We start from the raw sequence: 20582 nt of genomic DNA, 5'->3' as shown, positions 1-20582 counted from the left end.
TTATTATAACGATAAAATGAGCAAGCTCCTCCCTATTTTAAAGGAGCTGATTATTTTTTATTGGCTTCAATAAATTTTACCACATCGCCAACCGTTACAATTTTTTCAGCCTGCTCATCAGGAATTTCAATCCCAAACTTTTCTTCTAATGCCATTACAAGTTCAACAACATCAAGAGAGTCAGCACCCAAATCCTTCACAAATTCAGCCTCTAATTTTACCTGATTCGCATCTACGTTCAGTTGTTCGACCACTACAGCTTGTATATCATCAAATAAAGCCATTTTATCTCCTTACATAATTTTCGATTTAAATTTATGATTCTAACTAAAGTTTTAATAAAAACAAATTAAAAAATAAAAAAACCGCGTTTTCTGCAAAAATTTACATATAAAGCCCACCATTGACTTTCAAAACCTCACCGGTGATATAACTTGAATAATCGCTCAATAAAAATGCCACTGCCTGTGCAATTTCTTTAGAATCTCCAAGCCTTCCTAAGGGAATGTTTTTGATATAGTTTTCTTTGACTTCCTCTTTCAAAATACTCGTCATATCTGTTTCTATAAAACCAGGGGTAACACAATTAAACCTTACATTTCTAGACGCCCCTTCATAGGCAAAAGATTTACTCATCGCAATCATACCCCCCTTACTTGCAGCATAGTTAGTTTGCCCTGGGTTACCTCTTTCTCCTACAATAGAAGCAATATTTACCACGCTTCCAAATTTCTGCTTGCTCATCAACTTGAGGGCTTCGCGACACCCAATAAAAGTGGATTTTAAATTTGCATCCACAACATTCATAAATTCTTCGGTTTTCATTCTGAGAGCGAGCTTATCATTTGTAATTCCAGCATTATTTACCAAATAAGATAATTCTCCATCACAATCAATGATTGTTTTTATTCCCTCAATAAATCCCTCTTCATCAGTCACATCAAATTTAATAAGAGCTGCTTGAGTACCAGATTTTTCAATCTCTTCCTTAAGTTTATCAGCGATTTCGGGCTTACTCCTATAATTAATCCAAACCTTAAGACCAAAACTTGCCAAAGTTTTAGCAATCTCTGCGCCGATGCTTCTTGAAGCACCCGTGATCAAGACATTTTTACCACTAAATTTCATTATTAATCTCCTAATTATCCTTAGTTTAGATTCTCATCTAAAATTTAAAAAGGTAATATTAACAAAAAGTTTCGAGTTTAAAATAAATGACTAGATTTTTAAGAAGATTGAAGGACTCAATTTTTCTCAACCCAAAGGTTGAGAAATTAAAGTCTAGACTCATAGCGTCTGAGCATATAAAGACGCTTGAGCATTTTTTTCTTGGCATTGATCTTTTGTTTTTTGCGCTTCTCAGTTTTTGATTCAAAAAATCTTCTCGCTCGACACTCGGTTACTACCAAGTTTCGATCGGTCTGCTTTTTGAATTTTCGGTAAGCTTCATCAAAAGACTCATTTTCTCTGACTTTAATACCAGGCATTCCAAATCACCACTTTCTTTATTTAAATTATCGAAGTCCTAAAACTTCTACGAAAGAGATTATAGGTCAAAAACCATAAATTTAACATAAAAATCAATAAACTTTTGGTAAAATTTGCTTTCATCCAAACAACTTAAAAAAGTGCCCATAGCTCAGCTGAATAGAGCAACAGGTTGCGGTCCTGTAGGTCGGGGGTTTGAATCCCTCTGGGCACACCATCTCCAAACATTTATAATGCATTAAATTTGAAACTTAACCAAATATCAAATCCAAAAGCAATGACAAAAAATTGCTTAACAAAAACTATATTCTAACTTCGAAAGAGGAATGGGTACTAAAATCTGTATAATACAAATCTCAATTTATATAAATAATGAGGATTTTTATGAAATTTCTGAAAATATTTTTCATCACTTTTATGCTCGCAAGTCTTCTGACACAATCGCAAGCACGAAAAAAAGATGCTTTTGAAATCTATGGAGATATCTTTCAATTTTTACCTGCAATGGCAGCAGTCTATTCCTTAACCCAACAAGATTATAAAGGGTTAGGCTATCTCGCGATTGGAACGGGCAGCACTCTAGCACTTACATTTGCTATTAAATATAGTTTTGTAGGCATTTCAAGAAATCATCCAAGCTGGGCAAGAATCAGCCAAAGACCTAATAATGGAAGCTATGATGGGTTTCCTTCTGGGCATACAGCATCTGCATTTTCTGCAGCAGGTTTTATGCAAAGACGATACGGGTGGAAATGGGGTGTTCCTACAACTATTTTAGCAACTTTGGTAGGAATTTCAAGAATTACAGCCCAAAGACACACCGTAACCCAAGTGATCGCTGGAGCTTTATTGGGATATGGGATTTCATATTTGGTCACAAGCAAATTAAACAAAGATGTGAATATTGATGTAAATGTCGATCAAGAGGAAATATCCAAAGGGGTTTATCAAAATATTTATGGGGTTGCAATAAGTTACAGATTTTAGATTATTTTAAAATTTTTGGCAAGGTGATACCGATCTGCCCTTGATACTTTCCTTTTTTGTCTTTGTAGCTTACTTCGCAAGCTTCATCCCCTTGCAAAAACAATACTTGAGCAATGCCTTCATTGGCATAAATTTTTGCCGGCAAAGGCGTAGTATTAGATATTTCAATAGTAATATGTCCTTCAAATTCAGGTTCAAATGGCGTTACATTCACGATAATCCCACATCTAGCATAAGTGCTTTTTCCCAAACAAATTGCAAGCGTATCTCTAGGCATTCTAAAATATTCCACCGTTCTTGCCAAAGCGAAAGAATTTGGAGGTACGACACAATAACCTTGTTTGGAAGCATCAATCTCTACAACATTATCATAATGAAAATCTTTAGGATCAACCAATGTCGCCCCCACGTTTGTAAAAATCATAAACTCATTGCCTACCCTGATATCATAACCATAACTGCTCAATCCGTAACTGATCACATTCTGCCCGATTTGTTTTTCACAAAAAGGCTCTATCATTCTTTGCGTAAGGCTCATATCCTTAATCCAAGTATCTGATTTTAATCCCATAAATCCTCTTTTGAGCTAAACTTATGGTATTATACCAAAGACGAAAGGCAATCTCAATTCAATAATATTGAGAATTCTAAATTTTTCAAGTTAAAGGATAAATAAATTATGAACCTTGTAGAAATAAAAAAACTCATCGAAATCTTTAATCATTCAGAAATAACGCGTCTGAGTCTTAAACAAAATGATTTTGAACTTAAACTTGACAAACAGCCTGTTTTCGACCCAGCAATCCCCTCTCAAATTCACCCGACAACCCATACTCCTCCTCAGCCCATTATCCAAAACGCTCCCCAAATTCCAACACCCTCTGCTCCTTGTTCTGAAAGCGGGGATTTTATAACATCACCGATGGTAGGAACTTTTTACAGATGCCCATCTCCAGACTCCGCTCCCTATGTGAATGTCGGGGACACTATAAAAAAAGGTCAAACTATTGGGATTATTGAAGCAATGAAAATTATGAACGAAATAGAAGCAGAATACGATTGTAAAATCATTTCTTTGGAGGTTAATGACGCTCAACCGGTTGAATACGGAACAAAACTCATCAAAGTAGAGAAAATATAGCGCTATGAAACAAGTAGAAAAAAAAACACTCCATAGAATTCTCATCGCTAATCGAGGCGAAATAGCCCTTAGAGCAATTCGAACCATTCAGGAAATGGGAAAAGAAGCAATTGCTATCTATTCGACAGCAGATAAGGATGCTCACTATCTTGATATTTCTGATGCAAAAGTTTGTATCGGGGGACCAAAATCATCTGAAAGTTATCTTAATGTCCCTGCCATTATGAGCGCAGCAGATCTTTTTGATGCAGATGCCATATTCCCGGGTTATGGCTTTTTAAGCGAAAATCAGAATTTTGTCGAAATCTGCTCCCATCACGGAGTGGAATTTATAGGTCCTAATGCAGATGTAATGGTAATGATGAGCGATAAATCAAAGGCGAAAGATGTGATGAAAGATGCGGGTGTTCCCGTAATTCTTGGAAGTGAAGGGGCTCTTAAGAGTTATAAAGAGGCTGAGGAAGTGGCTGAAAGAATCGGCTATCCTGTTATCATAAAAGCAGCTGCCGGTGGGGGTGGGCGAGGAATGCGCGTTGTTGAAGAACCAAAACTTTTGAAAAATCTTTATTTAGCCGCTGAAAGTGAAGCATTAAGCGCCTTTGGAGATGGAACCATTTATATGGAAAAATTCATCCGTAATCCCAAGCATATTGAAGTCCAAATCCTTGCAGACAAACACGGAAATGTTGTCCATATCGGAGAAAGAGACTGTTCAACCCAACGAAGACAACAAAAACTCATTGAAGAAACACCTGCTGCAGTCCTTAGCCCTGAAGTCAGACAATCCCTTTTAGATACTGCCGTAAAAGCAGCCAAGCATATTGGTTATGTAGGTGCTGGGACTTTTGAATTCCTTTTGGATGCCAATTACAAAGATTTTTATTTTATGGAAATGAACACAAGGCTTCAAGTCGAACATACCATCAGTGAAATGGTGAGTGGTCTAGACTTGGTAGAATGGATGATAAGAATCGCAGAAGGCGAAGAGCTCCCCAAACAAGAAACTATCAAATTTAAAGGACATTCAATAGAATGTCGTCTCACTGCAGAAGATCCTGAAAAATTCTATCCTTGCCCAGGTAAAATCACCAAATGGATCGCGCCAGGAGGTGCAAATGTGAGGCTTGATACTCACGCTTATGCCGGCTATGTCGTCCCTATGTTTTATGATTCTATGATAGGAAAACTTATCGTTTGGGGGGAAGACAGAAACAAAGCCATCGCAAAAATGAAAAGAGCTTTAAAAGAATTCTGTATCGAAGGGATCAAAACAACCATACCTTTTCATCTCAAAATGATGGACAACGCCGACTTTAAGCTTTCCAAAATCCATACGAAATATTTAGAGCAAAATATGGAATAACAAATGCTTGCTTTGTTCAAAATAAGCCAAAGGAATGGATTATGAAGATTACCCCCCGCAATCCCTCTCCGATCAATGATACTATTGTTTCAAAAAAATCTTCAGAGGTTGTTTCTGAAAAAAAACCAAACGAAGTTAAAAATTCTCAAGATTCCATTAAAATTGACGAAAGTGACCTGTCAAAATCGACAAAAGAAATTAACAATGCCATTGGCGCTCTTCAAACTGCCATCTTAAGTATTGATGAGATGTCTGAAGAAGGCAAATCTCTTTTAAAAATCTCTAAAAAACTCCAAAATCAAGAAAAAGAAGACAAGCAAGAAAGCATTGATAAGGCTGATAAAATCAAAGAAAAAATCACTAAAACTTTTGATTCTTCCGATTTCAATGGTCAAAACGTTTTTATTAAAAATTATAGACGCCTTGATTTAGATGTCAAATTTGATGCAAGCACAATCAAACCTTCCCAAATCAAAGCAGATAGCCCCGAAACTTCCGAAAGCTTTCTGAAAAATCTCAATATCCAAAAAAAATATGCCAAAAATGCCATTCATCTTCTCAATCAAAAGCTTGAAACCAATCTTGAAAGCTTTAAAAAAACCAATTCCGATTATGATACACTTGATAAATCAGCGTTGAACGAAAAACAATTTAAAGAATCTCATAAAACCGATGGGATAACCTTGGAACGCTTAGCAAAGCTACTGGGCTAATGAACCCTTATAGCACGCAACTTATTGAAGAAGAAGACATAAAAGCAGTTATTAAGGCTTTAGAGAGTTCAAACCTGACTCAAGGAAAACTCACTCAAGATTTTGAAAACAATCTCTGTGAATACTTAGGGGTAAAACACGCCCTTGTCTTTAATTCTGCAACCTCTGCTCTTTATGCAGCCTATAAAGCTGCTAACATAGAAAAAAACAATCACGCCATCACATCTCCCATCACTTTTGCAGCTACTGCTAATATGATGCTTGAATGCGGTGCATTACCTGTATTTTGCGATATTAAAAGAGATGGCAATATAAATGAAAAACTGATCTCCTCCCTCATCACTCCTCAAACCAAAGCAATTGTAAGCGTTGATTACGCAGGAAACAGCGTTGAAGTCAAAAGCATTCAAGATATTTGTGAAAAAAATCGTCTTATTTTTATTTCTGACAGCTCCCATTCCATCGGGGCAAAATATCAAAATAAAAAAATCGGTACGCTTGCTGATATTACGATTTTTAGCTTTCATGCCATCAAGCCCATCACAACAGGTGAAGGCGGAGCACTCGTCACAAATAACACAGATTTTTATGAGCAAGCTAAACTTATCCGCTCGCACGGAGTAGTAAAAAAAGAACTTTGGAATACCGATGTAATCAAAAGTGGTTTTAATTTTAGAATGACTGAATTTCAAGCTGCATTGGGAATATCCCAGCTTAAAAAACTTGAAAGCTTTCTCCAAATTCGAGAAGAAATCGCTCAATTTTATGACAAAGCTTTCAAGGGAAACCCTTATTTTTTCACATTACATCAAGATATGCCTCACACCACTACAAACCATCTATATCCGATTATTTTGGCTCCGGAATTTTGGTGTTCCAAAGAAGATATTTTTAAAGCTTTGCTACAAGACGAACTTGGTATTCAAGTCCATTACAAGCCAGTTTATGAATTCAGTCTTTACAAAAAGCTTTTAGGAGAAATGGAGCTCCCAAATGCAAGAGACTTTTATCGCGCTGAAATTTCCATACCTTGTCATCAAAAAATGGATTTGGAGATGGCCAAACAAAGTGCGGAAAAGATTTTAAAGGTTTTTGAAAATATCAAGACCTGTTTATAATAATTTTGGAGCGATTTTTGCTAGAGATTCTAAAAACTTGTTGGAGACTCTCGTGGAAATCAATTCGCAATTACCAAAAACCTCTATTTACAATCTATTGAACAATCAAACCCCAAAAGAGCAAAATTTTCCGATTCAAACTCCAAAAATTGAAAAAAAATCAGAAAAACCTCTTGAAGTCCCACAAAACAAAGAACCTCATACAGATCTTGGAGAAGATTCTAAAAAAAGAGAAACTTATGGGCTTTTAGTTTTAGAACTGATGAGTAATGATGAATACGAAGCTTTTCAAAGAGCTACAGCAGGGATGAGTGAAGGTGAAAAAATGTTGGCAGCCCAATCGCTTTATAGCCTCACAAGTTTTTATAATGGCAAACACACTCCTGAAATCCAAACGCAATCTAATGCCTATGAAAAAAGCGCCCAAAAAGCTTTTGGCATTGAACCCCAAAATCTAAATGGTTTTTTAGAAAAATATAAAAACGCTTATAACACGGCTCAAAAAGTCGATATTACCCTGTAATTATTGACTTTTTAAGGGTTTTCGCTTATAATTACAAGCTTTAAGTCAAGGTAGCTCAGCTGGTTTAGAGCGCTGGTCTCATAAGCCGGAGGTCGGGAGTTCAAGTCTCCCTCTTGACACCAAATGATTTTTACTCCTTTTCTTAAAAATATCACTCACAATAACTCAAGATACCCCACAATCACTCACAATAATTTTATGCGTAAAATACGTATCTGTAGGGTATAATTTAAAATATTTGAAGTGGTTGTATTTTTCACTCACAATAACTCAAGATACCCCACAATCACTCACAATAATTTTAAATTAGGGACAGATTAGGGACAGAAATGGAACAGGAAAAAAAACAAAGTAGCCTAAAATACGAAGGTGTGAGATATAAAAATTTAAAAGATGGGGATGTAGTATATTACGTCAGATTTACTAAAAATGGAAAACAGATTGAACGAAAGGTGGGAACTAAATTTGGAGGTTGGAGCGAAAAAAAAGCCCATAACAAGAGAATTGATTTAGAATATAACTACGAAGAACGAAAACATATTGATTTCCAAGAGGTATCCGATAGATTTTTAGAAGTTCAAAAACTGCGATTAAAAAAAAGATCGTTGGCAACTTATAAAAGCAAATTAAACCATCTAGATATTTTTAAATCTAGAATGGTTGAATCTATCAATCAAAAAGATATTAATAGTCTTATTATTAAGCTCTCTGAAACACTATCGCCTAAAAGTATCAATGAAGTAATAAGCACATTAAAACAAATAATTAGCTTTGCAGAATTGGAGTATAACATTAAAAATCCCTACCTTGTAAATATCAAAAACATTAAAAATTTAAAAATAGATAATCAGAGAGAACGATTTTTAACAAAAGAGGAGGTTTTATTACTCAAAGAAACTCTAAGGAATGATTATGAATACTTATTATTTGTAAATCTTGCCCTATGCACGGGTGCAAGACTGATGACCCTATTGGATATCAGAAAAAAAGATATTAATTTAAAGTCAGAAACTATCACTTTAAGAGATTTTAAAAATTCATCTATTTATCAAGGATATCTTAACGATGATACGATTGAGTTGATTTTAAAGAAATGGGATAAACTCCAAGATGATGGCAAAATCATTCAAAAATCTAAGCGTCTCATTACGGAACATTTGCGTAAAGTTTTAAATATTCTTTTCAACCAAAACAATCCTGATTCCAAGCAAAAGATTGTAATTCATAGTCTTCGCCACACATTCGCCTCTCATCTTGCCATCAAAGGCACACCCATACAGATTATCCAAAAACTCTTAAATCATAAAGACATCCAAATGACGATGAGGTATGCCCATTTAATGCCTGATAGCGGTAAAGAGTGGGTTAAAAATTTATGGAATAAAAATAGTTTAACCTAATCCCCACCTCAACCCTTAAATCGCTTTGCTGATAGGAGGAGCGTTAAAGCCTCACTGCAAGTTTTGATTTTATCGGCGTAATCAGATTGATTGCCCCTGATTTTAAAGCCTGTGCCTTAAATAAATCGTATTGATTTTGTAAGTTTAGCCATAGTTGAGGCGTTGTTCCAAGTGCCTTACTCAAACGTAAAGCCATCTCTACGCTAACGCCCCTTTTTGCATTGATGAGTTGATTGACAGAGCGAAAACTAACGCCTATTTTTTTGGAAAATGCCTCTTGTGAAATGCCTAAATCCTTTAAATACATTTCATTTAAAATAATGCCTGGATGTGTGGGTTGTCTGTTCATTTTTACTCCTATTTGTGGTAATCAACAATAAAAACCTCATAAGCATCAGATCTCTCAAATCTAAAACACAGCCTAAATTGATCGTTGATACGAATGCTGTAAAATCCTTTCAACTCGCCTTTTAAAAGCTTCAAATGATTGGAGGGAGGAGATTTCAAATCCGATAAATCATTCGCCGCATTTAAAAAGTCTAATTTCAATAAAGCCCGCTTTACAACGTCTGGAGGTAGCTTATCATACTCCCCTGTCTCAAAAAGCCTTTTGGTTTCTTTATTTTTAAATGACTGGATCAATTGATGCCTTATTTAATGACTTTATTAATTATAACACATAAAGTTATATAAAACAAGTATTCAAATCTTAATTACCGATAAATACGATTCTCACAACCCCCTCCAAAATACCCCTATTTTTTATTAAAATTTAAAGACCATTTTCCGACAAATTCTCAAAAAAGAAATGCTTAAAAATCGATGAAACCAACCATTGTCGCCCCTATCAATTCCCGACAAATAATGATTGTTTGCTAGGAATCCTAAAAATCCCCGTAATACAAAATCTATGATTAATTTTCTTAGCACTCAAATTGCAATATTTTAAAAATTGAATTTTTGATTCAAACCGATCTTAGTTGTAGCCTGAAATTGCATTAAAATTGATGATAAAAATAAAAAAGAAACTGCAAATAAAATCTAAAAATTGGATCTTGTTTAAATTAAAGATAACAGCTGCAGAGAATTTTATTAAAATCCACTGGAAACAGATTCTATTGATGAGATTAAAATCAAGTGCAATGATCAATATTTTAGAGATTAAAAAAGATGAAAGGGATTATTTCAAAAAAACAATTTATACAAAAGATTCAGACAAAAAAATAAGAGTCTATACTCAAGCATTCAGTATCATTTCTCTTGCTTTTAACAAAAACAATAAATGGAAACTTGCAGATGGCAGAGGAAGCATTAATGCCGCCATTAAAGATGCAGATTTTTAAGAAAAATTGAGAATGAGCAGGTGCAGTTTGCAAAAGGTGATAAATTGGTTTGTGAAGTGGAATTAATTGAAGATTTGAGCGAAGAAAAAATCACATCAACTTACTCTATTTTAAAACTCAAAGATCATATCAAGTCTCCAAGAATTAGAAGATTGCCAAGTTTATAATGCAACGCTTAATCATTCTTTAATTAAATCTATATTATTTTTACCTCAATAGAATCCCCCCCACCCTATTTAGGTTCTTTCTAGACCTCTCTCCCCTGTTGGGGTTGCCCCTTTGAAGAGTGAAAATCTATGGTTCAAAAAGAACTGCTTAAAAGTCGATTCCAAATTAAAACCTCACTGTAAGTGTTGATTTATTAATGCCATAGATTGATAATCATAAAGCTTAAAAATTAAAAAATCAAGATTTTTTCTCTCAAAAATGGCATAAAAAAACAAGAAAAGTAAATGAAATAAAAATAACTCACAATCACTCAAGATACCTCACAATCACTCACAATCATTTATCGCCATTTAAAAATATTCTTATCCAAACCCTCCTAAAAATCGCGTGTTAGAATCCTGCTAAAAATTAAAGTAGGGATTAAATGGGCATAACAAGAAGCCAATCATTCCAAATTTTTAATCATTCTAATTTAGGGCAAAGGAAAGTATCAAGGGATATTGAAAATCTTCTGTTTTGCTTGAGTGGCGTGTGTAAAATCTTGGAAATACACCATACAAAACAAGTCAGAGACTCTATAGATGATGGATTTCAAAAAAAGGGCGGGGGTTTTTATATTACCCTCTTTAAAACGAGTGGCTGGCTTCAGAATTTGCCAAAGAAATTGCTGGACTCAATGCCATCATTTGTCATCTCTAAAAAAACTAAATAAGGATAAAAAATGCGTTATACCATTGCTTATGACACACAACTCTTGGGGGCATTTTACCCCAAAGGCAAAAGCATAGAATTCCCCAAAGGCACCGATGAAAATTATATCCATCGCCTTTTAAGAGATAAAGTCATTACAGAGGAGAAAGAATCAGAGGCTTTAAAAGAGCCCAAAGCCCCTAAAAATGATAAGAATGCTAAAGATTCTAAGGAAAATGCCCAATGATTCCAAAAACTCTTTTAAACAAAGATTTAAGCACCCTTTTAAATGCGTGCGATGTTTTTAAAAAAGGCGATTTTGAATTTAGCGGGCATTTCAAAACAAATGCCCAAGTCCTTTATGATGATAACTCCATCGGCTATCAAACCACGCTTTTAATCCTCAAAGAAGATGGGAATCAATTGAGGCTAAGAGATACCATTACAGAGATTGCATCTTCTCAAAACTATCAAATCATTCAAATTGCTGATGAATCCAAAGTTTTAAATCGATTGGTTTTAAAAGAGACTTATTCTAACCCCATACCAATGCCAAATAATGAGATTTTATGAAAAAAGAACTCTTAAAAACAATTCAAAATGCCATCGAAGGATTAAAAATCTTTCATCATACAGATTTATTTGAAAAAATAACTTATGACCCAAATGAATTGCCTGTCTGTATCATTAAAGATTTAAGCGATTCTATCTCTATCCCTGCAAGTGGCAATTGGAAAATCCAAAGCAATCTAGAGATTTTAATTATCCATACCGACGCTCTAGAATCCATCGACTTGAGTAATGCAGTCTTAAAATTGATTGGCACATTGCCTCAAGAGTGCTTTATCTATGCTGTGGAAGAGATTAATAAAGAATCCCAATACTTGGACTTCTCTTTCTTTAAAACTTCCATTAACCTCCAAGTCAGTTATTTCAATCTAAGCTGGGAGCTGTGATATGAATCTCCCAAATTTCTTAATCCCCTTTGAGATTGAAAATGAAAAGAATATGATTTTAGAAAAATTCAAAGAAACCTACCCCGATTATGCCCCTTTAATCGGTGATGACTTTAGCGTCTTGACCTCTGCTTTTCTCTTCAGAATGAATCGCTACATTAACTACATCAACTACACGATTGCTCAAAATTATCTAGAGTTTTCAAGTGGAGAATATTTAGATGCTTTGGTCGCTTTAGCAGGGATTGAACGCTTTAAAGGCACCCCTTTTGTATGCAAAATAAAAATCACTGCCACCACGCCTTTGACCCTGCCAAAAGGCACTAAGTTTAAAGACAATGCAGGGCATAATGCCTATTTAGCTAAAGATGAAGAAATCCAAGAAGAAAGCATTGTTAATATCGAACTTGAATCAGGACTGACTCAAGATTATGACACGACAACCTTAGAAATTCCAAACATTTATATCAAAGAGATTCAAAAAATCTCCCCATTTGTTCAAGAAAAGGGTATTGAGAGCGATGCAGATTTAAAAAAGAGATTTTTATTATCCCTAAGCCGTCCTTCCACTGCAGGCAATCTCAAGAGCTACCAATACTACTGCGCAATCCCTGAAGTCTCTAAATCTAAAATTATCCATCAAGGTTTAGGGCAAGTGAAAGTGATTTATGTGGCAAACTCGCAAAATGCCCTTTTGAAACTCAAAGAAAACATTGAGGATAAAATCCCTTTAACCGATCAAGTCTCCTACATAGAAGCGACGCCAATTCATTGCAACCTTACCATCACTTTAAGTCTTAAAAGCAATGATAAAAATTCTTTAATCATTGCTTTGGTACATCATAATGTGAGTTCTTTGTTTGCAAGCTTGGATATTGGCGAGGAAGTGAGTGATTCAAAAGTGATCGCTTCTGCTTTTGTGGATGAGATGATTGTAGATATTTGTGTTGATGGGTTAAAGGAGAGTAGCCCTGATGGGATTTTGGTTTTAAAAGATTTGAACATCTTGACTCAAGTTGGGAGGGCTAGGGATGAATAAGAGTTATTTGCCTCCACATTTCCCCAAACATATTCTAGCTTTGGAGTCTTTAATTGGAGATGTGATTGAAGAACGCTTTCATCTTGGATTCTCTCACTTTTATGATCCTAAAGAACTCAAAGCCCAAGATTTGCACTTGATTGCAAAAACCTTTGATCTAGATATTTCTTTTTTGCCTCAAAATAAAAAAGTCGCTTATTTAAATGCTCCGATGACTAAAAAACGCACGCTTGGAACTAAAAAAGCCCTTGAGGCAACCTTAATTGATTATAAAGATATTGCCATTCAAACCCAAAAACAAGACCTCAAACTCAAAGCTTTTGAATTCTCTTTGGGTGTGGAACTCACAGAGGAATTTGATAGCTCTAGTTTGATTGTTTTAAAACGCCTAGTTGGTGCAGTCAAGCCATTAAGGTCTGAACTCAAAGGCTTGGATTTTAAAACTCCGCCTGCAATTTTAAAAGTCGCTGTAGCAAAAGCGGTGCAATGGAGAATATAAATGTTAAAAATAGAAACCAAACTTAGCCAACAGGTTAAAAAAAATCTGTTAGAAGAAATCAAGAACGCAAGCCCGCAAGCCTTTTTCATCGGTAGCAGTGAGAAAGATTTTAATATCGATACACTGATTGGAGAAAATCCTAATTATGAAGCGATAAAAAACAATGTTATTTTTACTCAAGATATCAGAAGTGCGTATTATGATGTGAGTGGCAATCTCTGTTTTGAGATTTTATTAAATTATGAGGATTCTTATGATGCACTCATTTATGCCCTAGCAATTGGGGATAAAGAAAAACAAAGCCTTTATGCCATTGCCCTTACTCCCAAAATCCAAAAGGTAGAAGGCGTGGGTGGGACATTTATCTTTAAAACAAATATAGAGGGTGAGAGTGCATCAATGGTTTTTAAGAATGATACTTATATTTCAGAAGCGGAGCTCTCTAATTTCAAAGACTTCTTAAACTATGTGCAAACGGATTTAAAAAATGAAATAGAACTCACTTTAAAGCCCATTAAAGAATTTAACCTCAAACTCAAAGCCATTCAAAAACAAATCGTTATAGAAGCTTTAGAAAACTATATCAATGAAGAATTTCAAAGACTGCTAGAAAAGCAAAAAATCAGAGAAGAAATCGGCAGAAAAGACTATTTTTATAGGAATTCCCTCCCACCAACTCACATCCCTCTAGGGCAAGTTCTCAAAGCAAGCGACTATCCCCTGCTGTGGTTTTATACCATCGGGATAACGGGAAATGATGGGAGATTAACCTTTAGACTACCCACTTCTGATTTCTATTCTAAAGGCACAAGTAACCCCAATGAAGTGGGAGAAAAAAAGTTATCAGGGCTCCCTAATATCACAGGTGCATTTTGGGGTGACTCTCAAGGTGGCGATAATGGTGCATTTTGGATTGAAAACGGCGGATGTGATGGGTATCGCTATGGAGGTGGGGGGAAAATCACTCATTTTGATGCCTCCCGCTCCTCCCCCATCTATGGCAGAAGTGATGGTGTTGAGGTGAATCGCATTTTATATTTAGAAGGGATTTATGCAAGCACCCCTTTAAGCCAAGAACAAAAACTAAGTATCAAAAATCAAGTGCTTGCAATGAGAAAAGAAATCAGAGCTGAATTAGCCCAAGAGTGGTACGAAAATTATGTAAAAGAGGAAGAAGAAAAAATGAAAAAGGAACATCCTGAATGGTTTGAAGAGGAAGAGATACCTTATGAACCTGCACGTGGCGAGAGATTGCCCGTTAAAAAAGGTCTCCCGTCCAAACCTTTAGAGGCATACTATGTAATCCCTGAAATCGGAGGGGTACCTGCGAAACGCATAAAGGTTTCTCCTGAAGAGGCTTTAGAGGGGATAGGAGCTAACCCATACAGAGACTAACACAAAAATATAAGGAGCAAAAATGAATGAAAATGACATATTAGACAAACTAGAGGCATTAAAAGCTTTAAAATCGATGGATTTAAAAGAAGAATTTAAAGCAAGAGAAACTTATATGGTGGCATTAAAAGAAGAGTTTGAAAAAAAAATGTCAAAAAATACTCTGTTTTATTTGAAAAAACAAATCCGACTTTTAAAAAATGTGAATATGTATCGGGGTGTGATGGTTCAAAAAGTCATCACTTCCTTTGATGCATCAAAAATCATCAGATACGGCGATATCTTTGTTAGTGGGGGTGATACCAATACAAGCGGGAGTGGAAGAGCGTGGGCGGGCTTCTCACGTCTTGCTATCCCACAAGGTGTAGAGATTATTGATGTAGTGGGCGGTCACGCCAACTTCTTTGCGATTGAAAAAAATTCAGATTCGATGTGGGTATGGGGGAATAATTCTCAAGGTTGTTTAGGCGTAGGGCATAACAGCCCTGTGCCAGTACCTCAAAGAGTCACAATGCCTTCAAAAATTAAGCAGGTTTGTTCTAAAAGCTACAGTTCAGGATATCAATTTTGTACGATTTTGCTTGAAGATGGGAGCGTTTGGAGTTGTGGAAGAAATACAGAGGGCGAACTTGGAATCGGGAATACACTTGATTGCAATCGTTTTATAAAAATTTATTCTCTCTCTGACATCGAAGAAATTTGGGGCGGGAATAACTTTGTAAGTGGGGTATTTGCAAGACAAGGCAAAAAAACCTATGCGTGGGGCTGGAATGGAAACGGGTGCTTGGGACTAGGCAAAGCTACGAATGCTTTAACCCCTGAAGAGCTTCCTTTAAAAAACATCACGAAAGTTTATCACTACACTGCCGATAGGGGCGGTTGGAAGGGCTTAACATTTTTTGAAGTCGATGCGAAGACTTATATTGATGGCAGGGGCAGTTTATGGGCTTGTGGTTTTAGCGGGGCAAGGGAAAATTCAAAAGATATTTTAAATGATGTTTTAAACCCAGTGCAAATCTTTAGTGCAGGAGTCGGGGGTGAAATGGGGGAGTATAAATACACTCAATTTGTGAGTTCTGGGGTTTATGGGACTTGCCTGTTTTTAAATGCTACTCAGAACGTATGGGCTTGGGGGTATGGGGATTTTGGCTTTGGAGATGAGCGAAGCGGAACTTCTTTAGGTAAAACTCTTAGAACGGATGTGAGTTTTAAAAGTATCCTTACTAAACCCTATGCCTATGCTTCCTTTTTTGCTCAAGATACTAATGGCACTCTTTGGAGCTTTGGTTACAACAATAACGCTTTAGGGCAAGGGCATAACAACAATATAAGGTCTTGGGCAAGAATACCCACACCAAATCATATCATCGATTATGATCTTTGTTCGTATTATGAAGGTGAGAGGGTATTGATTGCTACTGATGGGTGTTGCTTGTATGCTTGTGGAACAAGCAATGGCGGGAATATCAACTATACAACCAATCTCTTGCAACCTCAAATATTGCCTTTGGAAGAGAAATGATGAATGCATTTCTGCAAGGCTTTAGGGCTGTTTTAACACCACGCTTAAATAAAATTAAAGGATAAACCAATGAAAACTTACAAATTACCATTAAGCCAAATCACTGAAGTGCAAGGTGAATTTATTAGCTTCACTTCTGATTCTGAATTTGTCTATATCCATTCAGAAACCAAATTACAAAAACCTTTTATTGAGTCTGAACCTCCTGCCTATTATCTAGAAGCGTTGAAAGAAGAATTAAATTTTTCTAAGCAAAAAGCCATCAGAGAGATGAATCAAATCTGTGATAAACATTTAGAAAAACTGACTTCAAATGCTCTAGGAAAACCCCATATCTATGATATGACTCAAGAAGATCAAATCAATCTAATGGGCATTATCCTTGCAGGCATTGATTCGTTTTTCCGATGTGCTACCCTTTCTGATCCTTTCAATAAACAAAATATCCCCCATACAAAAGAACAATTTAAACAACTTTATAACGATGCCTTGAATTATAAAGCCCAGATACTTTTTAAGTGTGGCGTACTCAAAGACAAAATCAATCAGGCACAAAGTATTGAAGCTGTGGAAGCAATTGAATGGATAGATGAGGAAGAATCAAAAGAAATTCAAGAAATCACAGATAAACAAGAAACCAAAGATGATAGGGAGTCAAAATGAGTGCTTGGGAAATCTTTAAGCTTTATCTTTTTGTGATTATCGTCGGCTTTGCTGTAGGGATTCTTTATATTTTAAGGGCTATCCAAGAAGAGCCTATCAACTCAAAAAGCAAAGCCATTCAATTTGTACTCTATGGTGTGGGATCTTCGATGTTAGTGACTTGGATTGGGTATGAAATCTCTATTTATTATGGTTTGCCTGCTTCTTTATCTTGTGCTATCGGCGGGGGTCTTGGATTTATAGGGGCTGAAACGATTGCAAGGCTTTTAATCAAACTCTTTAAGAAAAAAACAGGGATTGGCGGAGAAGAGAAATGAAAGAAGAAAATAATCAAACAATTAGCAAGGAGTTAATTGAGATGATTAAAAAGCACGAAGGGTATAAAGGGCGAGTCTATTTGGATACCCAATTCATTCCCACCATTGGCTATGGACGCAATCTCAAAGCCCACCCGCTTTCTGAAGCAGAAGAGAGGGATATCAAGATGAATTTAGGGGTTTATGGAAAAAAAGAAGCAGAAGAGTGGCTAAAGAATCATTTAGAGGGACTTTATAACGAACTCTCCAAATATAGATGGTTTCATAAGCTTGATTCTGTCAGACAAAGCATTATTTTGGATATGGCTTATAACTTAGGCATTCCCCGCCTACTTCTGTTTAAAAAGATGATTTTAGCTCTCAATAGCGCTGATTATGATAATGCCTCCCACGAAATGCTCAATTCATCTTGGGCAATGCAGGTGAAAGAGAGAGCTAAAAAACTCTCTGTTTTAATGCGAGAACACAAAGATGATGAGGTGAGAAATGCTTAATAAACAGATTTTATTTTGGAGTTCTGCCCTGATTGTTTCTTTTGTCTTAGCAGGCATTCTAGGTATCAAATATTATATCCATCAAAAGATTCAATCAGGCGTAGAAAGCGGGATTACCACATATATCATTGACTCTCAAAACCAAGCCATCAAAGATAAAGAACTTGCAACAAAAGAGTATCAAGAATCCCAAATCAAAGCAAAAGAAGAGACTCTTAAAAAATACCAATCCTTAAGAAGTGCCAAAGAACAAACTGAAGATTTTTGTGCCAAAGAACTGGAGGAGGTCAATCGTGCGTTATCGATATTTTTTAATGGCAGGGATAGCAGGGATAATGATGTTTTTTAGCAGTTGTGCTTCAAGCGTGCGGTATCAAAAGGTTTATATTCCTACCCAATGCCAAATCCAAAAACAAGAACGTCCTGTTAAAAGCGGGGATTTGATAAAGGATTTAAAAGCGATTTTGATTTATACCGAACTGATTGAAAAAGATCTAAATTTTTGCAGGGGGGAATGATGGAGATAAAAGGATTGGGAATCAAAAAACCCGCTAAAGGTGATAAGTCTCTAGCGGGAAATATGAACGGCGGTTATTTAAGCTTGAGATTAAAAAAATTTCTAATCTCTTCTCTAAAAATAGCAACTGCTATCCCAATAACCGCAAGGAATATAGACAATATATCCATTACGGACTCCCTGTTGGTAAAATCCACACCCACTGCCCCTTATGTTTTTAAGCATAAAAAAAGCTCCGCAAAGATTGCAATCAGCGGAGCTCCTTTACCAACAAGGTCATATTTTTTAAGACACCCAGCCCTATCAAAGTTGGGTGTGGCAATTATAGAATCTTTGACAAAACAAGTCAATAAAATAATGACAAGCAGACAAACCTCTCTTGTAGTGGTCTTGGGATTCTTTAGAAGTCCTTAAAAAATGGGTTGAGCAATGATGTAATCAGTGATAACCCTGAGCTTTAGGAACGCAAGAGGATTTTTAATCCTCTGTAGTGGTCTTGGGATTCTAAAAGAATCCCATTAAATTAAATTATATTAAGGAGAACAATATGGCATTTAACTTCAATCCTCAAGCTTTCAGCGGTGGGAATCTTTTTATCGATGGTATCGGTTGTCTAGGGGTATTAAAATCTTTTGAACCCCCTAAAATCGAACACGAAATCATTGAGCAAAGCAATTCTATCGGCAAATACGAGCAGGTCTTACCGACCCTAAAACCCTTATCGGCAAAATTCGTAGTCTCAAATGTGAATGCGGTGTATTTCAATACACTCAATGCTTATTTGCCTTTAAATATCTATATCAAAAACAACTTAAGTTCTGATGGGTTAATAAAAAAGCAAACTCAAATCATTGCGACATTTAACGGGAGTGTGAAAATATTGGAATTGCCCAAATATGAACCCAACAAAGAAGCTGAGCTATCTTTTGAAATGGCAGTGCATATGTTTAGCTATCAGGCAGATAAAGCCCCTCTTTTACTCTATGATGTCATCAATTCCATTTATGCAGTTAATGGCGTGGATCAGTATTTAGAGATCAGAAAAAATATTCAATAAGGAGTGAGCAATGAGTGCAAAATATGGCATTAATATTGAAATCTACAATCAAGCTACAAAAGCTTATACAATCAACAATACAAGGACATTAGCCATTGTCGGCGATGATGTAAAAAAAGAAAACGAATGGCTAAAATACTACCCCTCAATCGATGAAGCCTTAAAGAGTGTGGGTAATGGGAGCATTAAAGATGCGCTAGAGGATTTAAAAGCTAGTGGTATCAATACGACTTTGATACTTTCAAGCTTTGTAAAAGATACCCAAGAAGATAAAAATCAAAGACAACAAGCCAATATAGGAAAAGCCCTTTTAGCAATGGAAGTGTTATTGCAAGCTGAGCAAGCCACAGGCTTTAAGCCTAAATTTATCCTTGCCCCTACTTATAATAATCAAAGAGGCTTTTGGGAAGAATTGAAAAAGGTAGGCGATAAACTCGGAGCAGTCTATGCTTTGGAAATCCTTGAAATACAAGAAGATAAAATCAATGCTTTTATCAAGGATTTTCAATCCAAACGAGCCATCATCACTTATCAAATGGTGCAAAGATCTGATTTAGTCATCAGACCTTTAGCCAACTTTATCATTGCCCAATACATCAAAGTGATGAATCAAAGTGAATATGGATTCGCCCAAACATTTTCAAATCGGATTATTGATGGAGTTGCTTCCATCGTGGATACAGTTGAATTTATTTCAGGGGAGGATTGCAGGGCTGATCGCTTAAGAAGTAAGGGCATTACTATGGCTATCAGTGATGATGGCATTAGAAGTTGGGGTGGGGAAACAACCGATCCTGATTTTCCCTCTATCCATAGTGCTGTTATCTTTGATACCATCATTGAAACCATCGCTAAATCTCAAAAAGAAGCGATTGATAAACAAGTCTCTGACACGCTTAAAAAAGTCGTTGATGATTTGGAAGCCTTTTATAGAAAACTCATTGCCAATAATGTGATTATCGGCTTTAGTGTTTCTGTACCTGAAAACCTAAACACCAATGAATCCATTGCAGAGGGCAAAATCTATATCGAACACAAAGCCCAAGAAACCCCAATCATCAAAAACATCACCAATAAGATTTATAAAGTCGATAGCTATGGGGCAGAATTGGTGAAGGAATTAAATTAAGGAATCAGAGGTTTTGCCCTCTATAGCAATATGGAGATGACTAAATCCTCATCAATCAAT

General features: G+C 35.9%; 31 protein-coding genes and 2 tRNA genes. 27 read left to right on the top strand and 6 right to left on the bottom strand.

The window, feature by feature from the left end; all coding sequences use genetic code 11:
- Positions 1 to 50 precede the first annotated feature (50 nt).
- The 3 genes from acpP to rpsU all read right to left on the bottom strand — a co-directional run bounded on the left by acpP (position 51) and on the right by rpsU (position 1487).
- Positions 51 to 284 (bottom strand): acyl carrier protein, encoded by a 234-nt coding sequence (acpP, locus tag BKH41_RS03095; protein WP_095296978.1) that lies wholly within the window; start codon positions 282 to 284, stop codon positions 51 to 53.
- Between the two features lie 100 nt (positions 285 to 384).
- Positions 385 to 1128, bottom strand: coding sequence for a 3-oxoacyl-ACP reductase FabG (gene fabG, locus BKH41_RS03090; RefSeq protein ID WP_095296977.1), 744 nt, complete (start codon positions 1126 to 1128; stop codon positions 385 to 387).
- 146 nt (positions 1129 to 1274) lie between these two features.
- Entirely contained in the window at positions 1275 to 1487 is a 213-nt protein-coding gene (gene rpsU, locus BKH41_RS03085) for a 30S ribosomal protein S21 (protein ID WP_095274037.1), read from the bottom strand.
- Positions 1488 to 1628: 141 nt separating this feature from the next.
- Here rpsU and BKH41_RS03080 point away from each other — a divergent pair.
- Positions 1629 to 1705 (top strand) — tRNA-Arg (locus tag BKH41_RS03080).
- A gap of 167 nt (positions 1706 to 1872) precedes the next feature.
- Complete coding sequence (locus tag BKH41_RS03075; protein ID WP_180762714.1) at positions 1873 to 2475, top strand: phosphatase PAP2 family protein; 603 nt, start codon at positions 1873 to 1875, stop codon at positions 2473 to 2475.
- Between the two features lies 1 nt (position 2476).
- On the opposite strand, the gene dcd is transcribed toward BKH41_RS03075, so the two are convergent.
- Positions 2477 to 3046: a dCTP deaminase gene (gene dcd / locus BKH41_RS03070; RefSeq protein ID WP_095296975.1), complete on the bottom strand. Its 570-nt coding sequence runs from the start codon at positions 3044 to 3046 to the stop codon at positions 2477 to 2479.
- A gap of 108 nt (positions 3047 to 3154) precedes the next feature.
- On the opposite strand from dcd, the gene accB reads away from it, so the two are divergent.
- The 7 genes from accB (at position 3155) to BKH41_RS03035 (ending at position 8733) form a co-directional block, all read left to right on the top strand.
- The gene (gene accB, locus BKH41_RS03065) at positions 3155 to 3616 is read left to right on the top strand and encodes an acetyl-CoA carboxylase biotin carboxyl carrier protein (protein ID WP_095296974.1); all 462 of its coding nucleotides are present in this window, start codon (positions 3155 to 3157) and stop codon (positions 3614 to 3616) included.
- A gap of 4 nt (positions 3617 to 3620) precedes the next feature.
- Entirely contained in the window at positions 3621 to 4979 is a 1359-nt protein-coding gene (locus BKH41_RS03060; protein WP_095296973.1) for an acetyl-CoA carboxylase biotin carboxylase subunit, read from the top strand.
- Between the two features lie 41 nt (positions 4980 to 5020).
- Positions 5021 to 5692, top strand: coding sequence for a hypothetical protein (locus BKH41_RS03055; RefSeq protein ID WP_095296972.1), 672 nt, complete (start codon positions 5021 to 5023; stop codon positions 5690 to 5692).
- Positions 5692 to 6810, top strand: coding sequence for a UDP-4-amino-4,6-dideoxy-N-acetyl-beta-L-altrosamine transaminase (pseC, locus tag BKH41_RS03050; RefSeq protein ID WP_095296971.1), 1119 nt, complete (start codon positions 5692 to 5694; stop codon positions 6808 to 6810). The genes BKH41_RS03055 and pseC overlap by 1 nt, the downstream gene beginning before the upstream one ends.
- A gap of 52 nt (positions 6811 to 6862) precedes the next feature.
- Positions 6863 to 7333, top strand: coding sequence for a hypothetical protein (locus tag BKH41_RS03045; RefSeq protein WP_095297233.1), 471 nt, complete (start codon positions 6863 to 6865; stop codon positions 7331 to 7333).
- 44 nt (positions 7334 to 7377) lie between these two features.
- Positions 7378 to 7455, top strand: a tRNA-Met gene (locus tag BKH41_RS03040).
- A gap of 207 nt (positions 7456 to 7662) precedes the next feature.
- Positions 7663 to 8733 carry a site-specific integrase gene (locus BKH41_RS03035; RefSeq protein ID WP_095296970.1) on the top strand — a complete coding sequence of 357 codons (1071 nt, stop codon included), beginning with the start codon at positions 7663 to 7665 and terminating at the stop codon, positions 8731 to 8733.
- A 43-nt stretch (positions 8734 to 8776) separates the two neighbouring features.
- On the opposite strand, the gene BKH41_RS03030 is transcribed toward BKH41_RS03035, so the two are convergent.
- Together BKH41_RS03030 and BKH41_RS03025 are read right to left on the bottom strand one after the other, a co-directional pair.
- Complete coding sequence (locus tag BKH41_RS03030) at positions 8777 to 9082, bottom strand: HigA family addiction module antitoxin (RefSeq protein WP_095296969.1); 306 nt, start codon at positions 9080 to 9082, stop codon at positions 8777 to 8779.
- Positions 9083 to 9090: 8 nt separating this feature from the next.
- A complete protein-coding gene (locus tag BKH41_RS03025; RefSeq protein WP_095296968.1) occupies positions 9091 to 9375 on the bottom strand; it encodes a type II toxin-antitoxin system RelE/ParE family toxin in 285 nt (94 codons plus the stop codon).
- Positions 9376 to 9854: 479 nt separating this feature from the next.
- Between BKH41_RS03025 and BKH41_RS03020 the strand changes: the two genes are divergently transcribed.
- The 18 genes from BKH41_RS03020 (at position 9855) to BKH41_RS02940 (ending at position 20522) form a co-directional block, all read left to right on the top strand.
- A complete protein-coding gene (locus BKH41_RS03020; protein WP_095296967.1) occupies positions 9855 to 10076 on the top strand; it encodes a hypothetical protein in 222 nt (73 codons plus the stop codon).
- Positions 10077 to 10096: 20 nt separating this feature from the next.
- A complete protein-coding gene (locus BKH41_RS09990) occupies positions 10097 to 10243 on the top strand; it encodes a hypothetical protein (RefSeq protein WP_219350014.1) in 147 nt (48 codons plus the stop codon).
- Positions 10244 to 10668: 425 nt separating this feature from the next.
- Positions 10669 to 10956 carry a hypothetical protein gene (locus tag BKH41_RS03015; protein ID WP_095296966.1) on the top strand — a complete coding sequence of 96 codons (288 nt, stop codon included), beginning with the start codon at positions 10669 to 10671 and terminating at the stop codon, positions 10954 to 10956.
- 9 nt (positions 10957 to 10965) lie between these two features.
- Complete coding sequence (locus BKH41_RS03010) at positions 10966 to 11181, top strand: hypothetical protein (protein ID WP_095296965.1); 216 nt, start codon at positions 10966 to 10968, stop codon at positions 11179 to 11181.
- Entirely contained in the window at positions 11178 to 11507 is a 330-nt protein-coding gene (locus BKH41_RS03005; RefSeq protein WP_095296964.1) for a hypothetical protein, read from the top strand. Before BKH41_RS03010 ends, BKH41_RS03005 begins: the two co-directional genes overlap by 4 nt.
- A complete protein-coding gene (locus tag BKH41_RS03000; protein ID WP_095296963.1) occupies positions 11504 to 11890 on the top strand; it encodes a hypothetical protein in 387 nt (128 codons plus the stop codon). The genes BKH41_RS03005 and BKH41_RS03000 overlap by 4 nt, the downstream gene beginning before the upstream one ends.
- 1 nt (position 11891) lies before the next feature.
- Positions 11892 to 12929, top strand: coding sequence for a baseplate J/gp47 family protein (locus tag BKH41_RS02995; protein ID WP_095296962.1), 1038 nt, complete (start codon positions 11892 to 11894; stop codon positions 12927 to 12929).
- Complete coding sequence (locus BKH41_RS02990) at positions 12922 to 13428, top strand: phage tail protein (protein WP_095296961.1); 507 nt, start codon at positions 12922 to 12924, stop codon at positions 13426 to 13428. Before BKH41_RS02995 ends, BKH41_RS02990 begins: the two co-directional genes overlap by 8 nt.
- Positions 13429 to 14823 carry a tail fiber protein gene (locus tag BKH41_RS02985; RefSeq protein ID WP_095296960.1) on the top strand — a complete coding sequence of 465 codons (1395 nt, stop codon included), beginning with the start codon at positions 13429 to 13431 and terminating at the stop codon, positions 14821 to 14823.
- A 22-nt stretch (positions 14824 to 14845) separates the two neighbouring features.
- Positions 14846 to 16345, top strand: a complete 1500-nt coding sequence (locus BKH41_RS02980; RefSeq protein ID WP_095296959.1) for a hypothetical protein — start codon at positions 14846 to 14848, stop codon at positions 16343 to 16345.
- A 69-nt stretch (positions 16346 to 16414) separates the two neighbouring features.
- Positions 16415 to 17008: a hypothetical protein gene (locus tag BKH41_RS02975; protein ID WP_095296958.1), complete on the top strand. Its 594-nt coding sequence runs from the start codon at positions 16415 to 16417 to the stop codon at positions 17006 to 17008.
- Positions 17005 to 17325: a phage holin family protein gene (locus BKH41_RS02970; RefSeq protein WP_095296957.1), complete on the top strand. Its 321-nt coding sequence runs from the start codon at positions 17005 to 17007 to the stop codon at positions 17323 to 17325. The genes BKH41_RS02975 and BKH41_RS02970 overlap by 4 nt, the downstream gene beginning before the upstream one ends.
- Positions 17322 to 17819: a glycoside hydrolase gene (locus tag BKH41_RS02965; RefSeq protein ID WP_095296956.1), complete on the top strand. Its 498-nt coding sequence runs from the start codon at positions 17322 to 17324 to the stop codon at positions 17817 to 17819. Before BKH41_RS02970 ends, BKH41_RS02965 begins: the two co-directional genes overlap by 4 nt.
- Positions 17812 to 18168 carry a hypothetical protein gene (locus BKH41_RS02960; RefSeq protein ID WP_095296955.1) on the top strand — a complete coding sequence of 119 codons (357 nt, stop codon included), beginning with the start codon at positions 17812 to 17814 and terminating at the stop codon, positions 18166 to 18168. The genes BKH41_RS02965 and BKH41_RS02960 overlap by 8 nt, the downstream gene beginning before the upstream one ends.
- On the top strand, positions 18158 to 18337 hold the full coding sequence (locus BKH41_RS02955; RefSeq protein WP_257875389.1) for a hypothetical protein: 180 nt from the start codon (positions 18158 to 18160) through the stop codon (positions 18335 to 18337). The genes BKH41_RS02960 and BKH41_RS02955 overlap by 11 nt, the downstream gene beginning before the upstream one ends.
- Positions 18337 to 18750, top strand: coding sequence for a hypothetical protein (locus BKH41_RS02950; RefSeq protein WP_095296953.1), 414 nt, complete (start codon positions 18337 to 18339; stop codon positions 18748 to 18750). The genes BKH41_RS02955 and BKH41_RS02950 overlap by 1 nt, the downstream gene beginning before the upstream one ends.
- 133 nt (positions 18751 to 18883) lie before the next feature.
- A complete protein-coding gene (locus BKH41_RS02945) occupies positions 18884 to 19393 on the top strand; it encodes a phage major tail tube protein (RefSeq protein WP_095296952.1) in 510 nt (169 codons plus the stop codon).
- Positions 19394 to 19403: 10 nt separating this feature from the next.
- Positions 19404 to 20522 carry a phage tail protein gene (locus tag BKH41_RS02940; RefSeq protein ID WP_095296951.1) on the top strand — a complete coding sequence of 373 codons (1119 nt, stop codon included), beginning with the start codon at positions 19404 to 19406 and terminating at the stop codon, positions 20520 to 20522.
- Positions 20523 to 20582: the final 60 nt, after the last annotated feature.

Origin of the sequence: Helicobacter sp. 12S02232-10 (assembly GCF_002272895.1) — a bacterium.
Classification (GTDB): Bacteria; Campylobacterota; Campylobacteria; order Campylobacterales; family Helicobacteraceae; genus Helicobacter_J.
This window is presented reverse-complemented; position numbering and strand designations above follow the sequence as displayed.

Bases quoted from the DNA above. Each gene is read 5' to 3' on its own strand.
- acpP (WP_095296978.1), bottom strand. From the start codon at position 284: ATGGCTTTATTTGATGATATACAAGCTGTAGTGGTCGAACAACTGAAC.
- fabG (WP_095296977.1), bottom strand. From the start codon at position 1,128: ATGAAATTTAGTGGTAAAAATGTCTTGATCACGGGTGCTTCAAGAAGC.
- rpsU (WP_095274037.1), bottom strand. From the start codon at position 1,487: ATGCCTGGTATTAAAGTCAGAGAAAATGAGTCTTTTGATGAAGCTTAC.
- BKH41_RS03075 (WP_180762714.1), top strand. From the start codon at position 1,873: ATGAAATTTCTGAAAATATTTTTCATCACTTTTATGCTCGCAAGTCTT.
- dcd (WP_095296975.1), bottom strand. From the start codon at position 3,046: ATGGGATTAAAATCAGATACTTGGATTAAGGATATGAGCCTTACGCAA.
- accB (WP_095296974.1), top strand. From the start codon at position 3,155: ATGAACCTTGTAGAAATAAAAAAACTCATCGAAATCTTTAATCATTCA.
- BKH41_RS03060 (WP_095296973.1), top strand. From the start codon at position 3,621: ATGAAACAAGTAGAAAAAAAAACACTCCATAGAATTCTCATCGCTAAT.
- BKH41_RS03055 (WP_095296972.1), top strand. From the start codon at position 5,021: ATGAAGATTACCCCCCGCAATCCCTCTCCGATCAATGATACTATTGTT.
- pseC (WP_095296971.1), top strand. From the start codon at position 5,692: ATGAACCCTTATAGCACGCAACTTATTGAAGAAGAAGACATAAAAGCA.
- BKH41_RS03035 (WP_095296970.1), top strand. From the start codon at position 7,663: ATGGAACAGGAAAAAAAACAAAGTAGCCTAAAATACGAAGGTGTGAGA.
- BKH41_RS03030 (WP_095296969.1), bottom strand. From the start codon at position 9,082: ATGAACAGACAACCCACACATCCAGGCATTATTTTAAATGAAATGTAT.
- BKH41_RS03020 (WP_095296967.1), top strand. From the start codon at position 9,855: ATGAGATTAAAATCAAGTGCAATGATCAATATTTTAGAGATTAAAAAA.
- BKH41_RS03015 (WP_095296966.1), top strand. From the start codon at position 10,669: ATGGGCATAACAAGAAGCCAATCATTCCAAATTTTTAATCATTCTAAT.
- BKH41_RS03010 (WP_095296965.1), top strand. From the start codon at position 10,966: ATGCGTTATACCATTGCTTATGACACACAACTCTTGGGGGCATTTTAC.
- BKH41_RS03005 (WP_095296964.1), top strand. From the start codon at position 11,178: ATGATTCCAAAAACTCTTTTAAACAAAGATTTAAGCACCCTTTTAAAT.
- BKH41_RS03000 (WP_095296963.1), top strand. From the start codon at position 11,504: ATGAAAAAAGAACTCTTAAAAACAATTCAAAATGCCATCGAAGGATTA.
- BKH41_RS02995 (WP_095296962.1), top strand. From the start codon at position 11,892: ATGAATCTCCCAAATTTCTTAATCCCCTTTGAGATTGAAAATGAAAAG.
- BKH41_RS02990 (WP_095296961.1), top strand. From the start codon at position 12,922: ATGAATAAGAGTTATTTGCCTCCACATTTCCCCAAACATATTCTAGCT.
- BKH41_RS02985 (WP_095296960.1), top strand. From the start codon at position 13,429: ATGTTAAAAATAGAAACCAAACTTAGCCAACAGGTTAAAAAAAATCTG.
- BKH41_RS02980 (WP_095296959.1), top strand. From the start codon at position 14,846: ATGAATGAAAATGACATATTAGACAAACTAGAGGCATTAAAAGCTTTA.
- BKH41_RS02975 (WP_095296958.1), top strand. From the start codon at position 16,415: ATGAAAACTTACAAATTACCATTAAGCCAAATCACTGAAGTGCAAGGT.
- BKH41_RS02970 (WP_095296957.1), top strand. From the start codon at position 17,005: ATGAGTGCTTGGGAAATCTTTAAGCTTTATCTTTTTGTGATTATCGTC.
- BKH41_RS02965 (WP_095296956.1), top strand. From the start codon at position 17,322: ATGAAAGAAGAAAATAATCAAACAATTAGCAAGGAGTTAATTGAGATG.
- BKH41_RS02960 (WP_095296955.1), top strand. From the start codon at position 17,812: ATGCTTAATAAACAGATTTTATTTTGGAGTTCTGCCCTGATTGTTTCT.
- BKH41_RS02955 (WP_257875389.1), top strand. From the start codon at position 18,158: ATGTTTTTTAGCAGTTGTGCTTCAAGCGTGCGGTATCAAAAGGTTTAT.
- BKH41_RS02950 (WP_095296953.1), top strand. From the start codon at position 18,337: ATGGAGATAAAAGGATTGGGAATCAAAAAACCCGCTAAAGGTGATAAG.
- BKH41_RS02945 (WP_095296952.1), top strand. From the start codon at position 18,884: ATGGCATTTAACTTCAATCCTCAAGCTTTCAGCGGTGGGAATCTTTTT.
- BKH41_RS02940 (WP_095296951.1), top strand. From the start codon at position 19,404: ATGAGTGCAAAATATGGCATTAATATTGAAATCTACAATCAAGCTACA.